The organism is Bordetella hinzii LMG 13501 (genome assembly GCF_001548475.1).
In the GTDB taxonomy this organism is placed as follows: Bacteria; Pseudomonadota; Gammaproteobacteria; order Burkholderiales; family Burkholderiaceae_B; genus Bordetella; species Bordetella hinzii.
The window spans coordinates 20,519-36,586 of record NZ_LRUJ01000037.1 but is presented as its reverse complement, the minus strand read 5'-3'; the positions used below and the strand labels follow the sequence as shown (position 1 = coordinate 36,586).

The 16,068-nt window shown below is 67.4% G+C and carries 12 protein-coding genes; 6 read left to right on the top strand and 6 right to left on the bottom strand.

From position 1 onward, the window contains the following. Nucleotides 1-18: 18 nt before the first annotated feature. Nucleotides 19-1,266, bottom strand: a complete 1,248-nt coding sequence (gene urtA, locus AXA74_RS19480; protein WP_029577302.1) for an urea ABC transporter substrate-binding protein — start codon at nt 1,264-1,266, stop codon at nt 19-21. Between the two features lie 217 nt (nt 1,267-1,483). On the opposite strand from urtA, the gene AXA74_RS19475 reads away from it, so the two are divergent. Both AXA74_RS19475 and AXA74_RS19470 read left to right on the top strand, forming a co-directional pair. Next, nucleotides 1,484-4,879: a hybrid sensor histidine kinase/response regulator gene (locus tag AXA74_RS19475; RefSeq protein ID WP_032978128.1), complete on the top strand. Its 3,396-nt coding sequence runs from the start codon at nt 1,484-1,486 to the stop codon at nt 4,877-4,879. After that, nucleotides 4,863-5,762 (top strand): response regulator transcription factor, encoded by a 900-nt coding sequence (locus AXA74_RS19470; protein ID WP_223850542.1) that lies wholly within the window; start codon nt 4,863-4,865, stop codon nt 5,760-5,762. The genes AXA74_RS19475 and AXA74_RS19470 overlap by 17 nt, the downstream gene beginning before the upstream one ends. Nucleotides 5,763-5,844: 82 nt before the next feature. Here AXA74_RS19470 and ggt read toward each other — a convergent pair whose 3' ends face one another. Both ggt and AXA74_RS19460 read right to left on the bottom strand, forming a co-directional pair. Then, nucleotides 5,845-7,440: a gamma-glutamyltransferase gene (gene ggt, locus AXA74_RS19465; RefSeq protein ID WP_029577305.1), complete on the bottom strand. Its 1,596-nt coding sequence runs from the start codon at nt 7,438-7,440 to the stop codon at nt 5,845-5,847. Between the two features lie 18 nt (nt 7,441-7,458). After that, a complete protein-coding gene (locus AXA74_RS19460; RefSeq protein ID WP_029577306.1) occupies nt 7,459-8,433 on the bottom strand; it encodes a Bug family tripartite tricarboxylate transporter substrate binding protein in 975 nt (324 codons plus the stop codon). A gap of 206 nt (nt 8,434-8,639) precedes the next feature. On the opposite strand from AXA74_RS19460, the gene AXA74_RS19455 reads away from it, so the two are divergent. After that, entirely contained in the window at nt 8,640-9,269 is a 630-nt protein-coding gene (locus AXA74_RS19455; protein ID WP_032964385.1) for a GntR family transcriptional regulator, read from the top strand. Between the two features lie 119 nt (nt 9,270-9,388). Here AXA74_RS19455 and AXA74_RS19450 read toward each other — a convergent pair whose 3' ends face one another. The 3 genes from AXA74_RS19450 to AXA74_RS19440 form a co-directional block, all read right to left on the bottom strand. Beyond that, nucleotides 9,389-10,666 (bottom strand): TRAP transporter large permease, encoded by a 1,278-nt coding sequence (locus tag AXA74_RS19450; protein ID WP_029577309.1) that lies wholly within the window; start codon nt 10,664-10,666, stop codon nt 9,389-9,391. 38 nt (nt 10,667-10,704) lie between these two features. Continuing rightward, nucleotides 10,705-11,205, bottom strand: a complete 501-nt coding sequence (locus AXA74_RS19445; RefSeq protein ID WP_029577310.1) for a TRAP transporter small permease — start codon at nt 11,203-11,205, stop codon at nt 10,705-10,707. Nucleotides 11,206-11,266: 61 nt separating this feature from the next. Next, entirely contained in the window at nt 11,267-12,241 is a 975-nt protein-coding gene (locus AXA74_RS19440; RefSeq protein ID WP_029577311.1) for a TRAP transporter substrate-binding protein, read from the bottom strand. A gap of 114 nt (nt 12,242-12,355) precedes the next feature. Between AXA74_RS19440 and AXA74_RS19435 the strand changes: the two genes are divergently transcribed. The 3 genes from AXA74_RS19435 to AXA74_RS19425 are packed head-to-tail and all read left to right on the top strand — an operon-like array spanning nt 12,356 to nt 16,003. Next, nucleotides 12,356-14,884: an ABC transporter permease gene (locus tag AXA74_RS19435; protein ID WP_126623593.1), complete on the top strand. Its 2,529-nt coding sequence runs from the start codon at nt 12,356-12,358 to the stop codon at nt 14,882-14,884. After that, nucleotides 14,884-15,309 carry a group II truncated hemoglobin gene (locus AXA74_RS19430; protein ID WP_029577313.1) on the top strand — a complete coding sequence of 142 codons (426 nt, stop codon included), beginning with the start codon at nt 14,884-14,886 and terminating at the stop codon, nt 15,307-15,309. The genes AXA74_RS19435 and AXA74_RS19430 overlap by 1 nt, the downstream gene beginning before the upstream one ends. Continuing rightward, a complete protein-coding gene (locus tag AXA74_RS19425; RefSeq protein WP_032978125.1) occupies nt 15,299-16,003 on the top strand; it encodes a 3-deoxy-D-manno-octulosonic acid kinase in 705 nt (234 codons plus the stop codon). Before AXA74_RS19430 ends, AXA74_RS19425 begins: the two co-directional genes overlap by 11 nt. Nucleotides 16,004-16,068 lie beyond the last annotated feature (65 nt).

Sequence of the window (16,068 nt, the reverse complement as noted above, 5' to 3'; positions counted from 1 at the left end):
GCCGCGTGTCGCGATGGCTTATTGGTAACCCTTGGGGAAGGGATCGGGCTTGATGAGCTCCGGCGTCTCGAAGATGACGTCGAACTGGCCGTCCTTGCGGATCTGGCCGATGCGGGTCCGGCTCCACAAATGGTGGTTGGGATCCACCTTGACGTAGCCCTCGGGGGCTTCCTTGAACTCCAGGTCCGCCGAGGCGGCCACCACCTTGTCCACGTCGAAGCTGCCGGCCTTCTCGACGGCCATCTTCCATAGCCAGGGGCCAAGGTAGGCGGCCTGCGTTACATCGCCGATGACGGCGTTGGCGCCATACTTGGCCTTGAAGGCCTCGACGAATTTCTTGTTGTTGGGGTTGTCCAGGCTCTGGAAGTACTTCATGCAGGACCAGAAGCCCTCGGCGTTCTCGCCGCCTATGCCCAGCAGTTCATCCTCGGTGACCGAGATCGTCAACAGCTTCTGCTTGTCGGCGGTGACGCCGGCCGCCTTGAGCTGTTTGTAGAAGGACACGTTGCTGCCGCCCACGACAACGGCGAACACCACGTCGGGTTTTTTCAGCTTGATCTTGTTGATCAGCGAGCCGAATTGGGTATGGCCCAGCGGGTAGTACTCCTCGCCGACGACTTCGCCCTTGAGCACGTTCTCGATGTGCTTGCGGGCGATCTTGTTGGAGGTGCGCGGCCAGATATAGTCGGAGCCGATCAGGTAGAAGGTCTTGGCTTTCTTCTCGCGCGCCAGCCAGTCGATGCTGGACAGGATCTGCTGCGTGGCCTCCTGGCCGGTATAGAACACGTTCTTGGACTGCTCCAGGCCCTCATAGAAGGTCGGGTAATAGAGCAGGCCGTTTTCTTTCTCGAATACCGGCAGCACGGCCTTGCGCGAGGCCGAGGTCCAGCAGCCGAAGACGGTGGCCACTTTGTCGCTGACCAGCAGCTTGCGCGCCTTTTCGGCGAAGGTGGGCCAATCCGAGGCGCCATCCTCCTGGATGACCTTGATCTTGCGGCCCAGGATGCCGCCCATGGCGTTGATCTGCTCGATGGCCAGGCGTTCGGACTGGATCGAGCCGGTTTCGCTGATGGCCATGGTGCCCGTGGCCGAGTGCAGCTGGCCGACCGTGACTTCGGTGTCGGTGACGGCCAGGCCGGTCGTGTTGGCGGCGGCCGCGCGCCCGAGCATGGGCATGCCCAGCAGGGGAAGGGAGGCCAGGGCCAGGGTGGCGCGGCGCCGGGACGGCGAGGCCGGCGCGTTGTCGATCGGGGGTTTGCCAGACATCGGTGACTCCTAATAATGGATCACGACCAGGGAAACCGAGCATGCGGGACAGCTGCCGCAGCACGGGGGGTGAAGGCATACTAGGAGGGCATGCTGCGTTGCAACATACGTTGATTGACGTAGAGGCAGGCCGGTCCCGGGGCGCTACAACGGCAACTACGTCAAACAACGCACGCCGGGACCGCGAAATCGCCAACCCGCATCGACGGAGCCTGATTTGTCCGCCCCGCAACGAATCGTCAAGATCCGCCGCGACTACAACACCTGGGTCGCCAACGAGACGCTGGAGGATTACGCCCTGCGCTTCACGCCGGTGTCGTTTCGCAAATGGAGCGAGTTCCGGGTGGCCAATACCGCGCTGGGCGCGGTGTCCTTCCTGGCGCTGGAGGCCATAGGCGGCGCGCTGGCCCTGAACTATGGCTTCGTCAATGCCTTCTGGGCCATCATCGCGGTGGCCCTGGTGACCTTCCTGACCGGCCTGCCCATCGCCTACTACGCGGCGCGCCACGGGCTGGACATGGACCTGCTCACGCGCGGAGCGGGCTTTGGCTACATCGGCTCGACCATCACCTCGCTGATCTACGCATCCTTCACCTTCATCTTCTTCGCGCTGGAGGCGGCCATCATGGCCCTGGCCATCGAGCTGGCCACCGGCTTGCCGCTGTCCATCGGCTATCTGCTGTGCGCCGTGGTCATCCTGCCGATGGTGGCCTATGGCATCACCTTCATCAACCGGCTGCAATCCTGGACCCAGCCGGCCTGGCTGCTGCTGCTTTTGTTGCCCTACGGTTTCATCCTGGCCAAGGATCCGGGAGCGCTGGCCGGCTTTCTGCAGTTCGCCGGGTTCGACGGGCGCGGCGGCTCGTTCAGCCTGCTGATGTTCGGCGCGGCCGTGGCGGTGGCCGCCTCGCTGGTGACACAGATCGGCGAACAGGTCGATTTCCTGCGCTTCCTGCCCGAACCAACGCGGGCCAACCGGCTGCGCTGGTGGGCGGCGCTGCTGTGCGCGGGGCCGGGCTGGATCCTGCCCGGCGCGGCCAAGATCCTCGGCGGGGCCTTTCTCGCCTACCTGGCGCTGGGGCGGGGCGTACCGGTGGACAAGGCCGCCGATCCCACCCATATGTATCTGGTGGCCTATGGCTATGTGGTCCAGCATCCCGGGCTGGCGCTGTCCCTGGCCACGGCCTTCGTGGTGGTGTCGCAGGTCAAGATCAATGTCACCAACGCCTATGCGGGCTCGCTGGCCTGGTCGAATTTCTTCGCCCGGGTCACGCACAGCCACCCCGGCCGCGTGGTGTGGCTGGTGTTCAACGTGCTGATCGCCATCGTGCTGATGGAAATGGGCGTCTTCGGCGCGCTCGAGCATGTGCTGGCGGTCTTCTCGCACGTGGCGCTGGCCTGGATAGGCGCGCTGGTGGGCGACCTCGTGATCAACAAGCCCTTGGGCCTGTCGCCGGCGCGCATCGAGTTCCGGCGCGCCTACCTGTATGACATCAATCCGGTGGGGGTGGGCAGCATGCTGATCGCCATGACGCTGGGCCTGCTGGCCTTCGCCGGGGTGTTTCCCGGCCAGGCCGGGGCGCTGGCGCAGGCGCTCTCGCCCTTCGTGGCGCTGGTGGCGGCCTTTGCCTGCGCGCCCCTGATCGCCTGGGCCACGCGCGGGCGCTACAACCTGGCGCGCCAGCCCGAACCGCCGGCGCCGGGCGCGGCCGAGCAGGTCTGCGTCATCTGCGCCAATGCCTTCGAGTCGCCCGACATGGCGCATTGCCCGGCCTACAACGGCGCGATCTGTTCGCTGTGCTGCACGCTGGATGCGCGTTGCCAGGACCGCTGCAAGCCCCACGCCCGGCTGCGCGACCAGGTCTTGGCCGCGCTCACGCGCCTGCTGCCCAAGCCGCTGGCGCCCATGGTCCACACGCGGCTGGTGCACTATCTGGTCATTCTCGCCGCCATCGGGCTGTTGCTGGCCATCATCCTCGGCCTCATCTACTACCAGGAAGCCGTGGGCTATGAACGCGCCGGGATGGCGCTGGCCGGGCTGCGCGCGACTTTCTTCAAGCTCTACGCGGCGCTGCTGCTGATCGCGGGCGTGGCCGCCTGGTGGCTGGTGCTGACCCATGAGAGCCGGCGTGTGGCCCAGGAAGAGTCGGACCGCCAGACGCACCTGCTGCTGCGCGAAATCGCCGCCCACCAGCAAACCGATGCCGAGCTGCAAAGGGCCAAGGAAGCCGCCGAGAGCGCCAACCTGGCCAAGAGCCGTTTCATGAGCGGCATGAGCCACGAACTGCGCGCGCCCTTGAACAGCATCCTGGGTTATGCCCAGATCCTGCAGCGCGATCCGGCGTTGCCGCCGGCTCGCCGCGAGGCCATCGACGTCATCCACCGCAGCGGCAAGCACCTGATCGGCCTGATCGACGGCCTGTTGGATATCGCCCGCATCGAGGCCGGCAAGCTGCGGCTGGAGAACAGCGAACTGCGCCTGCCGGAGTTCCTGGAGCAGATCGTGCAGATGTTCCGTCCGCAGACCGCGCTCAAGGGGCTGGCCTTCAGCTATCAGCCCTCGCCGGAGCTGCCCAGCATCGTGCATATTGATGAAAAACGCCTGCGGCAGATCCTCATCAACCTGATGAGCAACGCGGTCAAGTTCACGCAGCGCGGCCACGTGACGCTGCGCGTGAAGGCGGCCGCCGACATGGTGCTGTTCGAGGCCGAGGACAGCGGCATGGGGATTCCGGCCGACGACCTGGAGCGGATTTTCCTGCCCTTCGAGCGCAGCTGGGCGGCCGCCGAGCAGGCGGATACGGGGACCGGCCTGGGGCTGACCATTTGCCGCATGCTCACCGGCATCATGGGCGGCGAGCTGACCGTGCGCAGCACGGTCGGGCAGGGCAGCGTGTTCACGCTCAAGCTCTTCCTGCCCGAGGTTCGCTCACCGCGCGGCGACGCGCGGGCGGCCGGGCCGGCCGTGGGCTATGTGGGCGAGCGCCTGCGCATCCTGACGGTGGACGACCAGGCCTCGCAGCGGCGGCTGGTGCGCGACATGCTCGAGCCGCTGGGCTTCGAGGTGCACGAGGCCAATAGCGGCGCGGCCTGCCTGGCCTGTATCCACACCTTGCGGCCGGCCCTGGTGCTGATGGATGTGTCCATGCCGGGCATGGCGGGGTGGGAGGTGTGCCGCTTGTTGCGCGAGCAGGGCGTGGCGGTTCCCATCCTCATGTTGTCGGCCAATGTGCTGGGCCTGGACCAGAAAGAACCCCAGCAAAGCGGCTATACCGATTTCATCGCCAAGCCGGTCATCATGGACGATCTGCTGGGCCGCATCGGCGCCCATCTGAAACTGCAGTGGGTCGTGCCGCCGCCGGCGCCTCCCACCGCCTTGCCCGACCTGCATGGCATTGCATTGGACCGCGAGGACGCCGAGGCGCTGCTCGAGCTGGGCGCCATGGGCTATATCAAGGGAATACTCGCCAAACTGGACGAAATCCAGTCACGCCAGCCGCATACCCGCCCGTTCACGGGCCATTTGCGCGGCCTGGCGAGCGAGTTCCAGCTGGCCGAATTCAAGCAACTGCTCAAACATCATGTACAGCGCCACCATGCCCTCTGCCGATAAGAACCTCGTCATGCTGGTCGATGACGCCCCGGACAACCTGAAGATGCTGTCCACGGCGCTGGACGAGGCCGGCTATCGCGTGCTGATCGCCACCGACGGCGCATCGGCCATCGAACGGGTCGACTACATCGTGCCCGATATCGTGTTGCTGGATGCCGTCATGCCCGGCCTGGATGGCTTCGAGACCTGCGCCCGGCTCAAGGCGCATCCGGCCGCCAGCCAGGTGCCGGTGGTCTTCATGACGGGCCTGACCGAGCCCGAGCATGTGGTGCGCGGCTTCCGGGCCGGGGGCGTGGATTATGTCACCAAGCCCCTGGATACCGAGGTGGTGGTCGCGCGCCTGCAGACGCATCTGCGCAACGCGCGCAAGCTGTCGACGGCCTTCGATCTCATCGACGCGGCCGCGCGCGCCGTGGTCGCCCTCGACGCCCGCGGCGCTCCGGTGTGGCGCACCGGCAAGGCGCGGCTGTGGCTGGCCGCCTATTTCGGCTGTGCCGAGGATGCATTGGATCTGCCCGCGCCGCTGGCCGAATGGATCGGCCGCCATATCGCCTCGGGTGCGGCGGCCGCGCCCCTGGTCATCGACAAGGACCGGGGCCGCCTGACGCTGAGCCTGTCGGCCGCGCGCGGCGAGACCCTGCTGTTGTTGGAGGAGTCGCCGCGTGCCGAAGCTGGCGGCCTGGCCGGCGCCTATGGCTTGACGCCGCGCGAAGGCGATGTCTTGCAATGGCTGGCCAAGGGCAAGACCAATCGCGATATTGCCGAGATCCTGGGCATGTCGCCGCGCACGGTGAACAAACATCTGGAGCACATCTTCGTCAAGCTCGGCGTCGAGACACGGACGGCGGCCGCGGCCCTGGCGGTGCGGCATCTGCATGCCTGAGTCGCGCGCCGGCGCATAAAAAAAGGCCGCGCCAAGCGCGGCCTCCAAACCAAGAACCCGGCGAGGTTCTCGTGCTGCGACGCTAGAAGCCGACGGCCTGCCCGTCGCGGCGGGAGTCGGAAGCGGCGACATAGCCGCCGCCGGGCAGGCGGTGAATCAACTGGGCCGAACCGAACTCCAGGCTGTCGGCCGGCGCCACGGCGACGTTGTGGCCGCGCGCGCGCAGGGCCTGCACCACGTCGGCGGGCAGGTGCGACTCCACGTTGACGACCGGGCCGTTCTCGACGCGGAAACGCGGCGCATCGCTCATGGCCTGCGGATTCTGGCCGAAGGCCGCCAGGCGGGTCATCATCTGCAAATGCCCTTGGGCCTGCATCGAACCGCCCATGACGCCGAAAGACATCACCGGCTGGCCGTCCTTGGTGACGAAGGCCGGGATGATGGTGTGCATGGGCTGTTTGCGCGGGCCGACCTGGTTGGCATGGCCCGGCGTCAGGACAAAGTTCAGGCCGCGGTTGTGCAGGCTGATGCCGGTGCCGGGCACGACCACGCCCGAGCCGAAACCGTGGTAGTTGGACTGGATGAAAGACACCATGGTGCCGCCGGCATCGGCCGCGGTCAGGTAGACGGTGCCGCCGGTCTTGGGGGCGCCGGCCATGGGGGCGGCGGCCTGGTCCATGCGGATGAGGCGTGCGCGCTCGGCCAGATAGGCCGGGTCGAGCAGGGCGGCGGCATCGACGCGCATGTGGGCGGGGTCGGCCACATGGTGGTGCAGGTCGGCGAAGGCCAGCTTCATGGCCTCGATGCTGACGTGATAGTAGTCGGCGCTGTCGCGGCCCATCGCTTCCAGGTCGAACTGCTCCAGCAGTCCCAGGGCGATCAGGGCCGAGATGCCTTGGCCGTTGGGCGGGATTTCGTGCAGGCGATAGCCGCGGAATCCCTGGGAAATCGGCTCGACCCACTCCGGCCGGTGCGCGGCCAGGTCCTCGGCGGTCAGCGCGCCGCCCGTCTGGCGCGCGAAGGCGGCGATTTTCTCGGCCAGCGCGCCACGGTAAAAGCTCTCGCCACCGGTCTCGGCGATCTCGCGCAGGGTCCTGGCCTGCTCGGGGAAGCGCCACCATTGGCCGGCCTCGGGCGCGCGGCCCGCGGGCAGGAAGGCCTCGGCGAACCCCGGCTCATGGGCCAGCTTAGGGGCCTGGGTGGCCCATTGGCGCGCGATCGTGGGCGAGACGGCGAAGCCGCGCTCGGCATATTCGATGGCGGGTTCGAACAGCTGCGCGAAAGGCAGTTTGCCGAAGCGCTCGTGCAGGGCCTTCCAGCCGGCCACCTGGCCGGGCACGGTGACCGTGCCCCAGCCGGTGGGCGGCATGGCGTCGCGGCCGGCGAAATACTCCGGCGTCCAGGCCGCGGGCGAGCGGCCGCTGGAGTTCAGGCCATACAGGCGGCCTTCGTGCCAGACCAGGGTGAACATATCGCCGCCGATGCCGTTCATCACGGGTTCGACGACGGTCAGCGCAATGGCCGTGGCGATCGCGCTATCCACGGCATTGCCGCCCGCCAGCATCATGCGCAGCCCCGCCTGCGCGGCCAGCGGCTGGCTGGTCGCGACCGTATTGGCCGCCAGTACCGGCATTTTTCGGGAGGCGTAGGGGAAGGTCCAATCAAAAGGCATAGACATGATGCGGGGGATGAAAAGTTATTGGGCGGTGACGCCGGCTTGTTCGATGAGTTTTTGCGTGCGCGGAATCTCGGACTTTACAAAAGCGGCGAAGGATTCGCGCGTGCCGCCCTGGGGCTCGGCGCCGGCCTCGGCCAGCTTGTCGCGCAGCCCCGGGTCGGCCAGGACTTTGTTGACGGCGCGGTTGAGCTTGTCCAGCACGGCGGGCGGCGTGCCTTCGGGCGCGACCAGACCGTACCACGGCGCGATGTCGTAGCCGGCGAAACCCTGTTCGGCAATGGTGGGGATCTCGGGCGCCAGCGCCGAGCGCCGCGCGTTGGACAGGCCCAGCGCGATCAGGTTGCCGCTCTTGACCTGGGGCAGGCCGGTCATGATGGTGTCGAAGTACATCGACACCTGGCCGCTCAACAGCGCTGGAATGGCTTCGCCCGCGCCCTTGTAGGGGATGTGCAGGATGTCGATGCCCGCCACCGACTTGAGCATTTCGCCGGCCATGTGCGAGGTCGTACCCGTGCCGAAGGAGGCATAGGTCAGCTTGCCGGGATTGGCGCGCGCGTAGGCCACCATTTCAGGCAGGGTCTTGAAGGGTTGCGAGGGGTTGGTCAGCAGGATATTGGGGGTGACGGCGACCATGGACACCAGGGCGAACTTGTCGGGGTCGTAGGCCAGGCGCTTTTGCAGGAAGCGGTTGGTCACCAGGGCCGCCGGACCACCCATCAACAGGGTATAGCCGTCCGGCTCGGCCCGCGCCACCGCGGCGCTGCCGATGGCCGCCGCCGCGCCCGGGCGCGCTTCGACCACGAAGGGCTGGCCCAGTTCGACAGCCAGCGCCGCGCCCAGTTGGCGCGAGATCAGATCGGTGGCCGAACCCGCCTGGAAGGGCACGACGATCTTGACCGGGTGTTGCGGCCAATCCTTGTCTTGCGCGGACGCCTGGCCGGCGAAGGCCAGGGCGCAGGCGGCCAGCATGGCGCTCAGGAAACGCGGTTTCATGGGGATCCCCTTGTATTCGATACGTGTGATGCGGACAACGGCTGCCCGTTTGGCGGCCGGGATGCATTAGACCGGGCCGGCGCCGCCCGGAATACTAGGTATTGTATCTATGGATCATTGGATCCAATTTATGTTAATCTTTGCCTCGGATGCATCCTGGCGCGCCCGCTATATCATTGCGCCTTTCCTCTCACGCACACGACGCCTTGCACAAGACCGCCTTGACGGCCGAAGAAGAGGCCTATCAGTTCATCCAGCAGCAGATCCGGCTGGGCCGGTTCGCGCCCGGCTCGCGGCTGGTGCCCGAGACCATCGCCGGCCAGATCGGCACCAGCCGCATGCCGGTGCGCGGCGCGCTGCGCCGCCTGGCCTCCGAGGGGCTGGTCGAGATCCGCGCCAATCGCGGCGCGGTCGTGCGCGGCCTGAACCGCCAGGAAATGCAGGAAGTCTTCGAGATGAGGTCGGTCCTGGAGGGCCTGGCCATGCGCAACGCGGTGTCCCACATGGCGCCCGAGCATATCCGCCGCCTGGCGGGCATGCTGGACCTGATGGAGCAGGACTACCTCGACTGGACCACGACCCACCGCGAATTCCACGAATACCTCTGCGGTTTCTGCGATCAGCCCCGCCTGCTGGGCCAGATCGCCGAACTGCATTCGGTGGTGGAGCCCTATATGCGCTTGTGGTCGGCCCAGCCCGGCCGCGGCCTGCGCGCCCGCGCCTCCCACCAGGAACTGATCGACGCGCTCAAGACCGGCGACCCGGCGCAATGCGAGGCCGCCATGCGCCAGCATGTGCTCAACACCGTGCCGGTGTTGTTGGATTCGCTGACGTAGCTTGCTTTTATCGGCCTTGCCGGAGCCGCGTTCGGGCGGACGGATTTGCCGCTGTCAGGCACCCTGGGCGGTGTTGGCTTGCCTTGGCTGGCGCCCGGGGTGTCTGACACGCGGGAGGGTCACTTGGCGTACACGAGATCCCTCAGCCCCAGCGACAGGCCCGGCCAGTAGGTGATGATCATCAGGCAGACCAGCACCACGACGACAAAGGGCACCAGCGGCTTGATCAGTTGTTCGACGGACAGCTTGGCCACGGCGCAGGCGGCGAAGAGATTGACACCGAAGGGCGGCGTCACCATGCCCAGGGCCAGGTTGACGACCATGATGACGCCGAAGTGCACCGGCTCCACGCCGAACTTCACCGCCACCGGCAGCAGCAGCGGGGCCAGCACGACGATGGAGGCCGAGGTCTCGACGAACATGCCGATGACGAACAGCGCCGCATTCACGCCCATCAGGAAGCCGAACTTGCTGTCAAAGAGCTGCGACAGCCATCCGCCCAGGATATCGGGAATGCCTGCGCGGTTGAGCAGGAAGCTGAAGACGCCGGCGTTGGCGATCAGGAACATGATCACCGCCGTCGATATCACCGATTTGTGCAAGGTGAGGGAGATGTCGGCGATCTGCAGGCGGCGATAGACGAATTTGCCCACCACGATGGCATAGAAGACGGCGACCACCGAGGCTTCGGTGGGAGTGAAGACGCCGCCATAGATGCCGCCCAGGATGATGACCGGCATCAGCAGGGCCAGCCAGGCGCGCTTGAAGGCCGGCCACAGCGGCAGGCGGCCTTCGCCGTCGCGCGTGCCCAGGCCGTTGCGCTTGGCGTAAAGCCAGACATAGAACATCAGGGCCAGGCCGATGAGGATACCGGGCATCACGCCCGCGATGAACAGCTCGCCGGTCGAGGTGTCGGTCGAGACGGCGAACAGGATCATCGGGATGGACGGCGGGATGATCACCCCCAGTTCGGCGGCGCTGGCCTGCAGCGAAGCCGCGAAAGGCTTGGGGTAGCCGTGGCGGACCATGGCGGGGATCAGGATGGCGCCGACCGCGAAGGTCGTGGCCACGCTGGAGCCGGCCACCGCGGCAAAAATCATGCAGGTCAGCACGCAGGTGCAGGCCAGGCCGCCCTGGATGCCGCCGACGATGCTCTTGGCGAACTCGACCATCCGCTCGGAGATACCGCCGGCTTCCATCAGGTTGCCGGCCAGGATGAAGAAGGGGATGGCGACCAAGGGGTATTTATCGAGGGCCGCGAAAATCTGCTGGGCAAAGGCCAGCCAGGGCAGGCCGCCCACGGAGATGCCGGTCAGCGCCGCCAGCCCGATGGCCACCGCCACCGGGATAGACAGGCCGAAGAAAATCAGCATCGAAACTATCATCAACTGCGACATGGTGTACCGCCTGAACGATGCAATGAAATAGGGAACGATCAGCCCTGCGCGTCATTGCGCACGGGCACGTCGTCTTCCTCGTTGCGCGCCCAGCGCGCGATGATGGCCAAGGCCGCCAGCGTGGCGCCCACTGGTATGGCGAGATAGATCCAGGAAATCGACATGTCCAGGCTGGGCACCGTCTGGAAACGCACGCGCCAGGTCATCTGGCCGCCTATCCAGGCCAGCGCGACCATGAAGGCCGTGCAGATCAGGGCGATCAGGTGCTCCAGCAGGCGCCGCCCGCGGCCCTTGAGGGTATTGCGCAGCAGCTCGACGCTGATCATGGCGCCGTGGCGGAAAGCCAGGGCCACGCCCAGCAGCACCGTCCAGATGAGCAGGGCGCGCGTGGCGACCTCGCTCCAGTCGGCAGGCGAGTGCAGGATGAAACGGGCAATCACTTGATAGAAAGCGCAGATCGCCGAAGCCACCAGCAGCAGCTGGGCCACGACAGAAACCAGTTTGAACAGGCCGCGCTCGACAGCGCAAAGCATAGGCATGATGGAGTTCCAGGCAAAAGCAGACCAGCCGCCTGGAAGGGCGGCTGGTGGGGAGGCTGGCTTACTTGGTGTCGCGGATCGCTTCGATCAGCTTCTTGTCGAATTTCTTGTAGTACTCGGGATAGGCCGGCTCGACGGCGGCGGCAAAGGCGGCGCGGTCGACTTCGTTGACCTGCATGCCTTCCTTCTTGAGCTGCTCGACGCCGGTTTTCTCGATGTTGTCCACGTAGGCGCGCATGGCCACGGCGGCCTCCTTGCCGGCCTTGTCGAAATTGGCCTTGTCGGCGGCCGACAGGCCGTTATAGACATTGGCCGACATCAGCACCAGGGCGGGCCCGTAGACATGGCCGGTCAGGGACAGGTATTTCTGCATCTGCGACAGCTTGGCCGAGGTGATCACCGACAGCGGGTTCTCTTGTCCGTCGATGGTGCCTTGCTGCAAGGCGGTGGCCACTTCCGGCCAGGCCATGGGCGTGGGCAGGATGCCGATCTGGCGGAAAGCCGTGATGTGGATGGGGTTTTCCGTGGTGCGGATCTTCAGGCCCTTGGCATCGGCCGGGGTCTTGACCGGGCGGATATTATTGGTCAGGTGGCGAAAGCCCTGTTCGCCCCAGGCCAGCGCGATGATGCCGCGGCTGGGGAACTTAGCCAGCATATCCTGGCCTATCTTGCTGTCGAGCACCGCGCGGGCATGCGGCAGGTCGCGCAACAGGAAGGGGATGTCGAAGACGCCGGTTTCGGGGACGAAATTCAGGGTGGCGCCGGTCGAGACGATGGCCAGGTCGACGGTGCCGATCTGCAGGCCCTCGATGACTTCGCGCTCGCCGCCCAGCGCGCTGTTGGCGAACTGCTGGACCTTGTACTTGCCCTGCGAGGAGGCTTCGATGGACTTGGCCAGGGCGTCGGCGCCCGCGCCGTAGTGCGAACTGGTCGACAGGGCGTAGGCCATCTTGAGGGTGTTTTGGGCTGTGGCGGGCAGGGCGACAGCAAAGGCGCAGGCGGAAAACAGGCCAGCGGCTAGCCAGGACTTACGCATGGGGTCTTCTCCGAATATGGTTTTTTGTTCTTTCCGTGAACGGCCTTTTGGGCCATCCCCCGCGCATGATAGCGGGATTCTTTGGGCAAACAGGCGCTTGGCCACCTTGGACTCATGATGGATTTCCCTGATAAAAAACCGGCGCCGGGCGCCTGGCGGGCCGCCTTCAAACTCGGGCTGGCGATGTTGCGGCGTGACGGGCGCGCGGGCGAGTTGCGTCTGCTGGCCCTGGCCCTGGTGGTGGCCGTGGCCGCCGTCACCAGCGTGGGCTTCCTGGCCGACCGGGTTTCGCGCGCGCTGGAGCGCGATGCCGCCCAGATGCTGGGCGCCGACCTGGTGCTGGAGGCCGATGAGCCCATCCCGCCCGAGGTGGACCGCGAGGCCGCCCAGCGCGGGCTGACCGTGGCGCACACCCTGCAGTTTCCGTCCATGGCGATGGCCGGGGACAGCGCCCAGCTGGTGTCGGTCAAGGCGGTGGATCCGGGATACCCTTTGCGCGGGGCCCTGCGCGTGGCGCCCGCGCCCTTTGAACCGGATGCGCCGGCGCGCGGTATCCCGGCGCCGGGCACGGTCTGGGCCGACCCGCAGTTGCTGGCTTTGCTAGGCCTGAAGGTGGGCGATGCGCTGAAACTGGGCGACGCCCGCTTCACCGTGGCGCGCGTGCTCACCTACGAGCCTGATCGCGGCATGCAGTTCGTCAACGTCGCGCCGCGCGTCATGCTGGGCCGCGCTGACTTGGCCGCCACCGGCCTGGTCACCACGGGCAGCCGTATCGGCTATGCCTTGCTGGCGGCCGGCGACGCCCAGGCCGTGGCGCAGTTCCAGGCCTGGCTGGGCCAGCACCTGCAGCGCGGCCAGCGCATCGCCACGCTGGAGTCGGGCCGGCCCGAAATGCGCCGCACACTGGACCGCGCGCAGCGCTTTCTTTCGCTGGTCGCCCTGCTGGCCGTATTGATCTCGGCGGTGGCGGTGGCGCTGGCCGCCGGTCGCTTCATGACGCGGCATCGCGACGGCGTGGCCGTCATGCGCTGCCTGGGCGCCAGCCAGGCCCTGGTGGCGCGCACGCTGTGGGTCGAGTTCGCCGCCCTGGGGCTGCTGGCTTGCGGGGCGGGTGGCGCGGTGGGCTATGGCGTGCACCAGCTGCTGGTCAGTGCCCTGGCCGGCCTCATCGACACGCAGTTGCCGGCGGCGACCCTGCTGCCGGCCCTGCAGGGCCTGCTGACCGGGCTGTTGATGCTGCTGGGCTTTGCCCTGCCCACGCTGGCGCGCTTGCGCCATGTGCCGCCGGCCCGCGTGCTGCGGCGCGAAGACGGGCGCCTGCCGGCGCGCAGCGCCCTGGGCTATGCCGTGGGCGCGGGCGGGCTGGCCCTGCTCATCTGGTGGTTCGCCGGCGACCTGCGCCTGGGCGCGGTGGTGGCGGGAGGCTTTTTGGCCGCCTTCGCCGTCTTTGGCGCCGTGGCGGCCCTGTGTGTGCAGGGGCTGGCGCGCCTGCGGCCGCGCCTGGCCGGGCTGCCCACCTTGCGTTTCGCGCTGGCCGGCGTGGTCCGCCGGCGCATGGCGACCATCACCCAGGTCTGCGCCCTGGCCATGGGGCTGATGGCCTTGCTGCTCCTGGCGATGACGCGCGCCGACCTGGTCGATGGCTGGCGCCGCACGGTGCCGGCCGATGCGCCGAACCGCTTCCTGATCAATATCCAGCCCGACCAGCGCGAGGCCGTGCTCGCGCGGCTGCAGGCCGAGGGACTGGCCCAGATCCGCCTCTGGCCCATGGTCCGGGGCCGTTTGATCGCCGTCAATGACAAGGCGGTCGGGCCGGACGATTATGACGAGCCGCGCGCCAAGCGCCTGGTCGACCGCGAGTTCAACCTCTCTTATGCCGAGACGGCGCCCGAGGGCAACCGCATGGAGAGCGGACGCTGGCTCGACCCGGCCGGCCAGGAGGTCTCGCTGGAGTCGGGCCTGGCGAAATCGCTGGGGCTGTCGGCTGGCGACAAGCTGGATTTCGATATCGCCGGGCAGACCGTGCGCGTGACGGTCGCCGGCACGCGCCGCGTCGATTGGGATACGATGCGCGTGAATTTCTTTGCCATTCTTTCCCCGCCGGCGCTGGCGGACATGCCGCAAAGCTGGATCACGTCTTTCTACCTGCCGCCGGAAAAAGCCGTCTTGCTGCGCGACCTCGTGCGCGACTATCCCAATCTGACGGTGTTCGATGTGGGCGCCATCCTCGGCCAGCTGCAATCAGTGCTGACCGAGGTGGTCAAGGCGGTGCAATTGCTCTTTATGTTTACGCTGGGCGCGGGCGTGCTGGTGCTGGCGACCGCGCTGTCGGCCACGCGCGACGAACGCATCCGCGAAGCCGCGGTGCTGCGCGCGCTGGGCGCGACCCGGGCGCAGCTGGCGCGCGCCCAGCGCCTGGAACTGTTGGCCGTGGGCGCGCTGGCGGGCTTGTTGGCCGCCGCGGGCGCCACGGCGGTGGCCTGGGTGCTGTCCACCCAGGTATTTGATTTCGCCATATCCTTGAGCCTCTGGCCCTGGGCGGCGGGGGCGGCAGCCGGCATGGCCGGCGCCTGGGCGGGCGGCGCGCTGGCTTTGCGCGGCGTCCTGCGCACGCCGCCCTTGGTGACTTTGCGAGACGCATGATGACGACCACACGTGTGGAGGCGGTGTTCGAGCCGCTCGATACGAGCAAGACCATTTTCGAATTGCTGGGCGGAGAGCCCGGTGTGCGCGGACTGGTCGACCGCTTTTATGACCTGATGGACCTGGAGCCGGATTTCAAGGCCTTGCGCGATGCGCACGGCCCCAGCCTGCAAGAGGCCCGCGACAAGCTGTTCTGGTTTCTGTGCGGCTATTTCGGCGGTCCCGATCATTACATCCAGCGCTTCGGCCATCCGCGGCTGCGCGCCCGCCACCTGCCGTTTTCCATCGGCCAGATCGAACGCGACCAGTGGGTGGCCTGCATGGGGCGGGCCATGCAGGACCAGGGCATAGAAGCGGCCCTGGTCGAGCGCCTGCTGCATTCTTTTTTCGGCGTGGCCGACTGGATGCGCAACCGTGCCGATTGATCCGCACGCCTATCCCAGGCTGGCTTTCCGGGGCGGCGCGATGCTGTTCGAGGCGCGGCGGCTCTCGCCGCCGGATCCGGCCGTGCTCGACCCGGCCAGCTATGGCGCCGGCGCCCGGCCTGTGCAGGCCGGCGGCCGCCAGGCGGCTTGGTTCGTCCAGGGGCCGGGCTGGGAAGGGGTGTTGCGCGGCTATCGGCGCGGCGGGCTGATCGCCCGCATCGCGCGCCAGGCCTATATCTGGACCGGCGAGGCGCGCACTCGCTGTTTCCGCGAGTTCCGGCTGCTGGCGCGCATGAAGGCCGCCGGCCTGCCCGTGCCGGCGCCGCTGGCCGCGGCCTATTGGCGCGAAGGGCTGGCCTATCGGGCCGCCATCCTGGTCGAGCGCCTGCCCGGCGTGCGGCCCCTGGCCGCCGACCTCGCGCCGGCGGCCTGCCGGGCGGCGGGCCGGGCGATTGCCGCCATGCATGCCGCAGGTGTCTGGCATGCCGACCTCAATGCCTACAATATCCTGCTCGATCCCGAAGGCCGCGCCTGGCTGATCGACTTCGACCGGGGCCGCGATGGCGGTGTGTCGGCCGGCCAGCGGCAGGCCAACCTGCGGCGTCTGCAGCGTTCGCTCGTCAAGGTCGCCGGCGCCCGCGGACAACAGGCCTGGCAGGCGATTGCCGAGGCCTATCGGGCGACCGGCGGCTGATGCGGACGGCCCAAGGTGTGGCGCTGCGCCAACTTCGGGCAAATTCGTCGATCTGATCGCCAGCC

What these genes read in the sequence shown, in the direction of transcription:
- urtA (WP_029577302.1), bottom strand. Translation starts at nt 1,266, where the DNA reads ATGTCTGGCAAACCCCCGATCGACAACGCGCCGGCCTCGCCGTCCCGG.
- AXA74_RS19470 (WP_223850542.1), top strand. Translation starts at nt 4,863, where the DNA reads ATGCCCTCTGCCGATAAGAACCTCGTCATGCTGGTCGATGACGCCCCG.
- ggt (WP_029577305.1), bottom strand. Translation starts at nt 7,440, where the DNA reads ATGTCTATGCCTTTTGATTGGACCTTCCCCTACGCCTCCCGAAAAATG.
- AXA74_RS19460 (WP_029577306.1), bottom strand. Translation starts at nt 8,433, where the DNA reads ATGAAACCGCGTTTCCTGAGCGCCATGCTGGCCGCCTGCGCCCTGGCC.
- AXA74_RS19450 (WP_029577309.1), bottom strand. Translation starts at nt 10,666, where the DNA reads ATGTCGCAGTTGATGATAGTTTCGATGCTGATTTTCTTCGGCCTGTCT.
- AXA74_RS19445 (WP_029577310.1), bottom strand. Translation starts at nt 11,205, where the DNA reads ATGCCTATGCTTTGCGCTGTCGAGCGCGGCCTGTTCAAACTGGTTTCT.
- AXA74_RS19440 (WP_029577311.1), bottom strand. Translation starts at nt 12,241, where the DNA reads ATGCGTAAGTCCTGGCTAGCCGCTGGCCTGTTTTCCGCCTGCGCCTTT.
- AXA74_RS19435 (WP_126623593.1), top strand. Translation starts at nt 12,356, where the DNA reads ATGATGGATTTCCCTGATAAAAAACCGGCGCCGGGCGCCTGGCGGGCC.
- AXA74_RS19430 (WP_029577313.1), top strand. Translation starts at nt 14,884, where the DNA reads ATGACGACCACACGTGTGGAGGCGGTGTTCGAGCCGCTCGATACGAGC.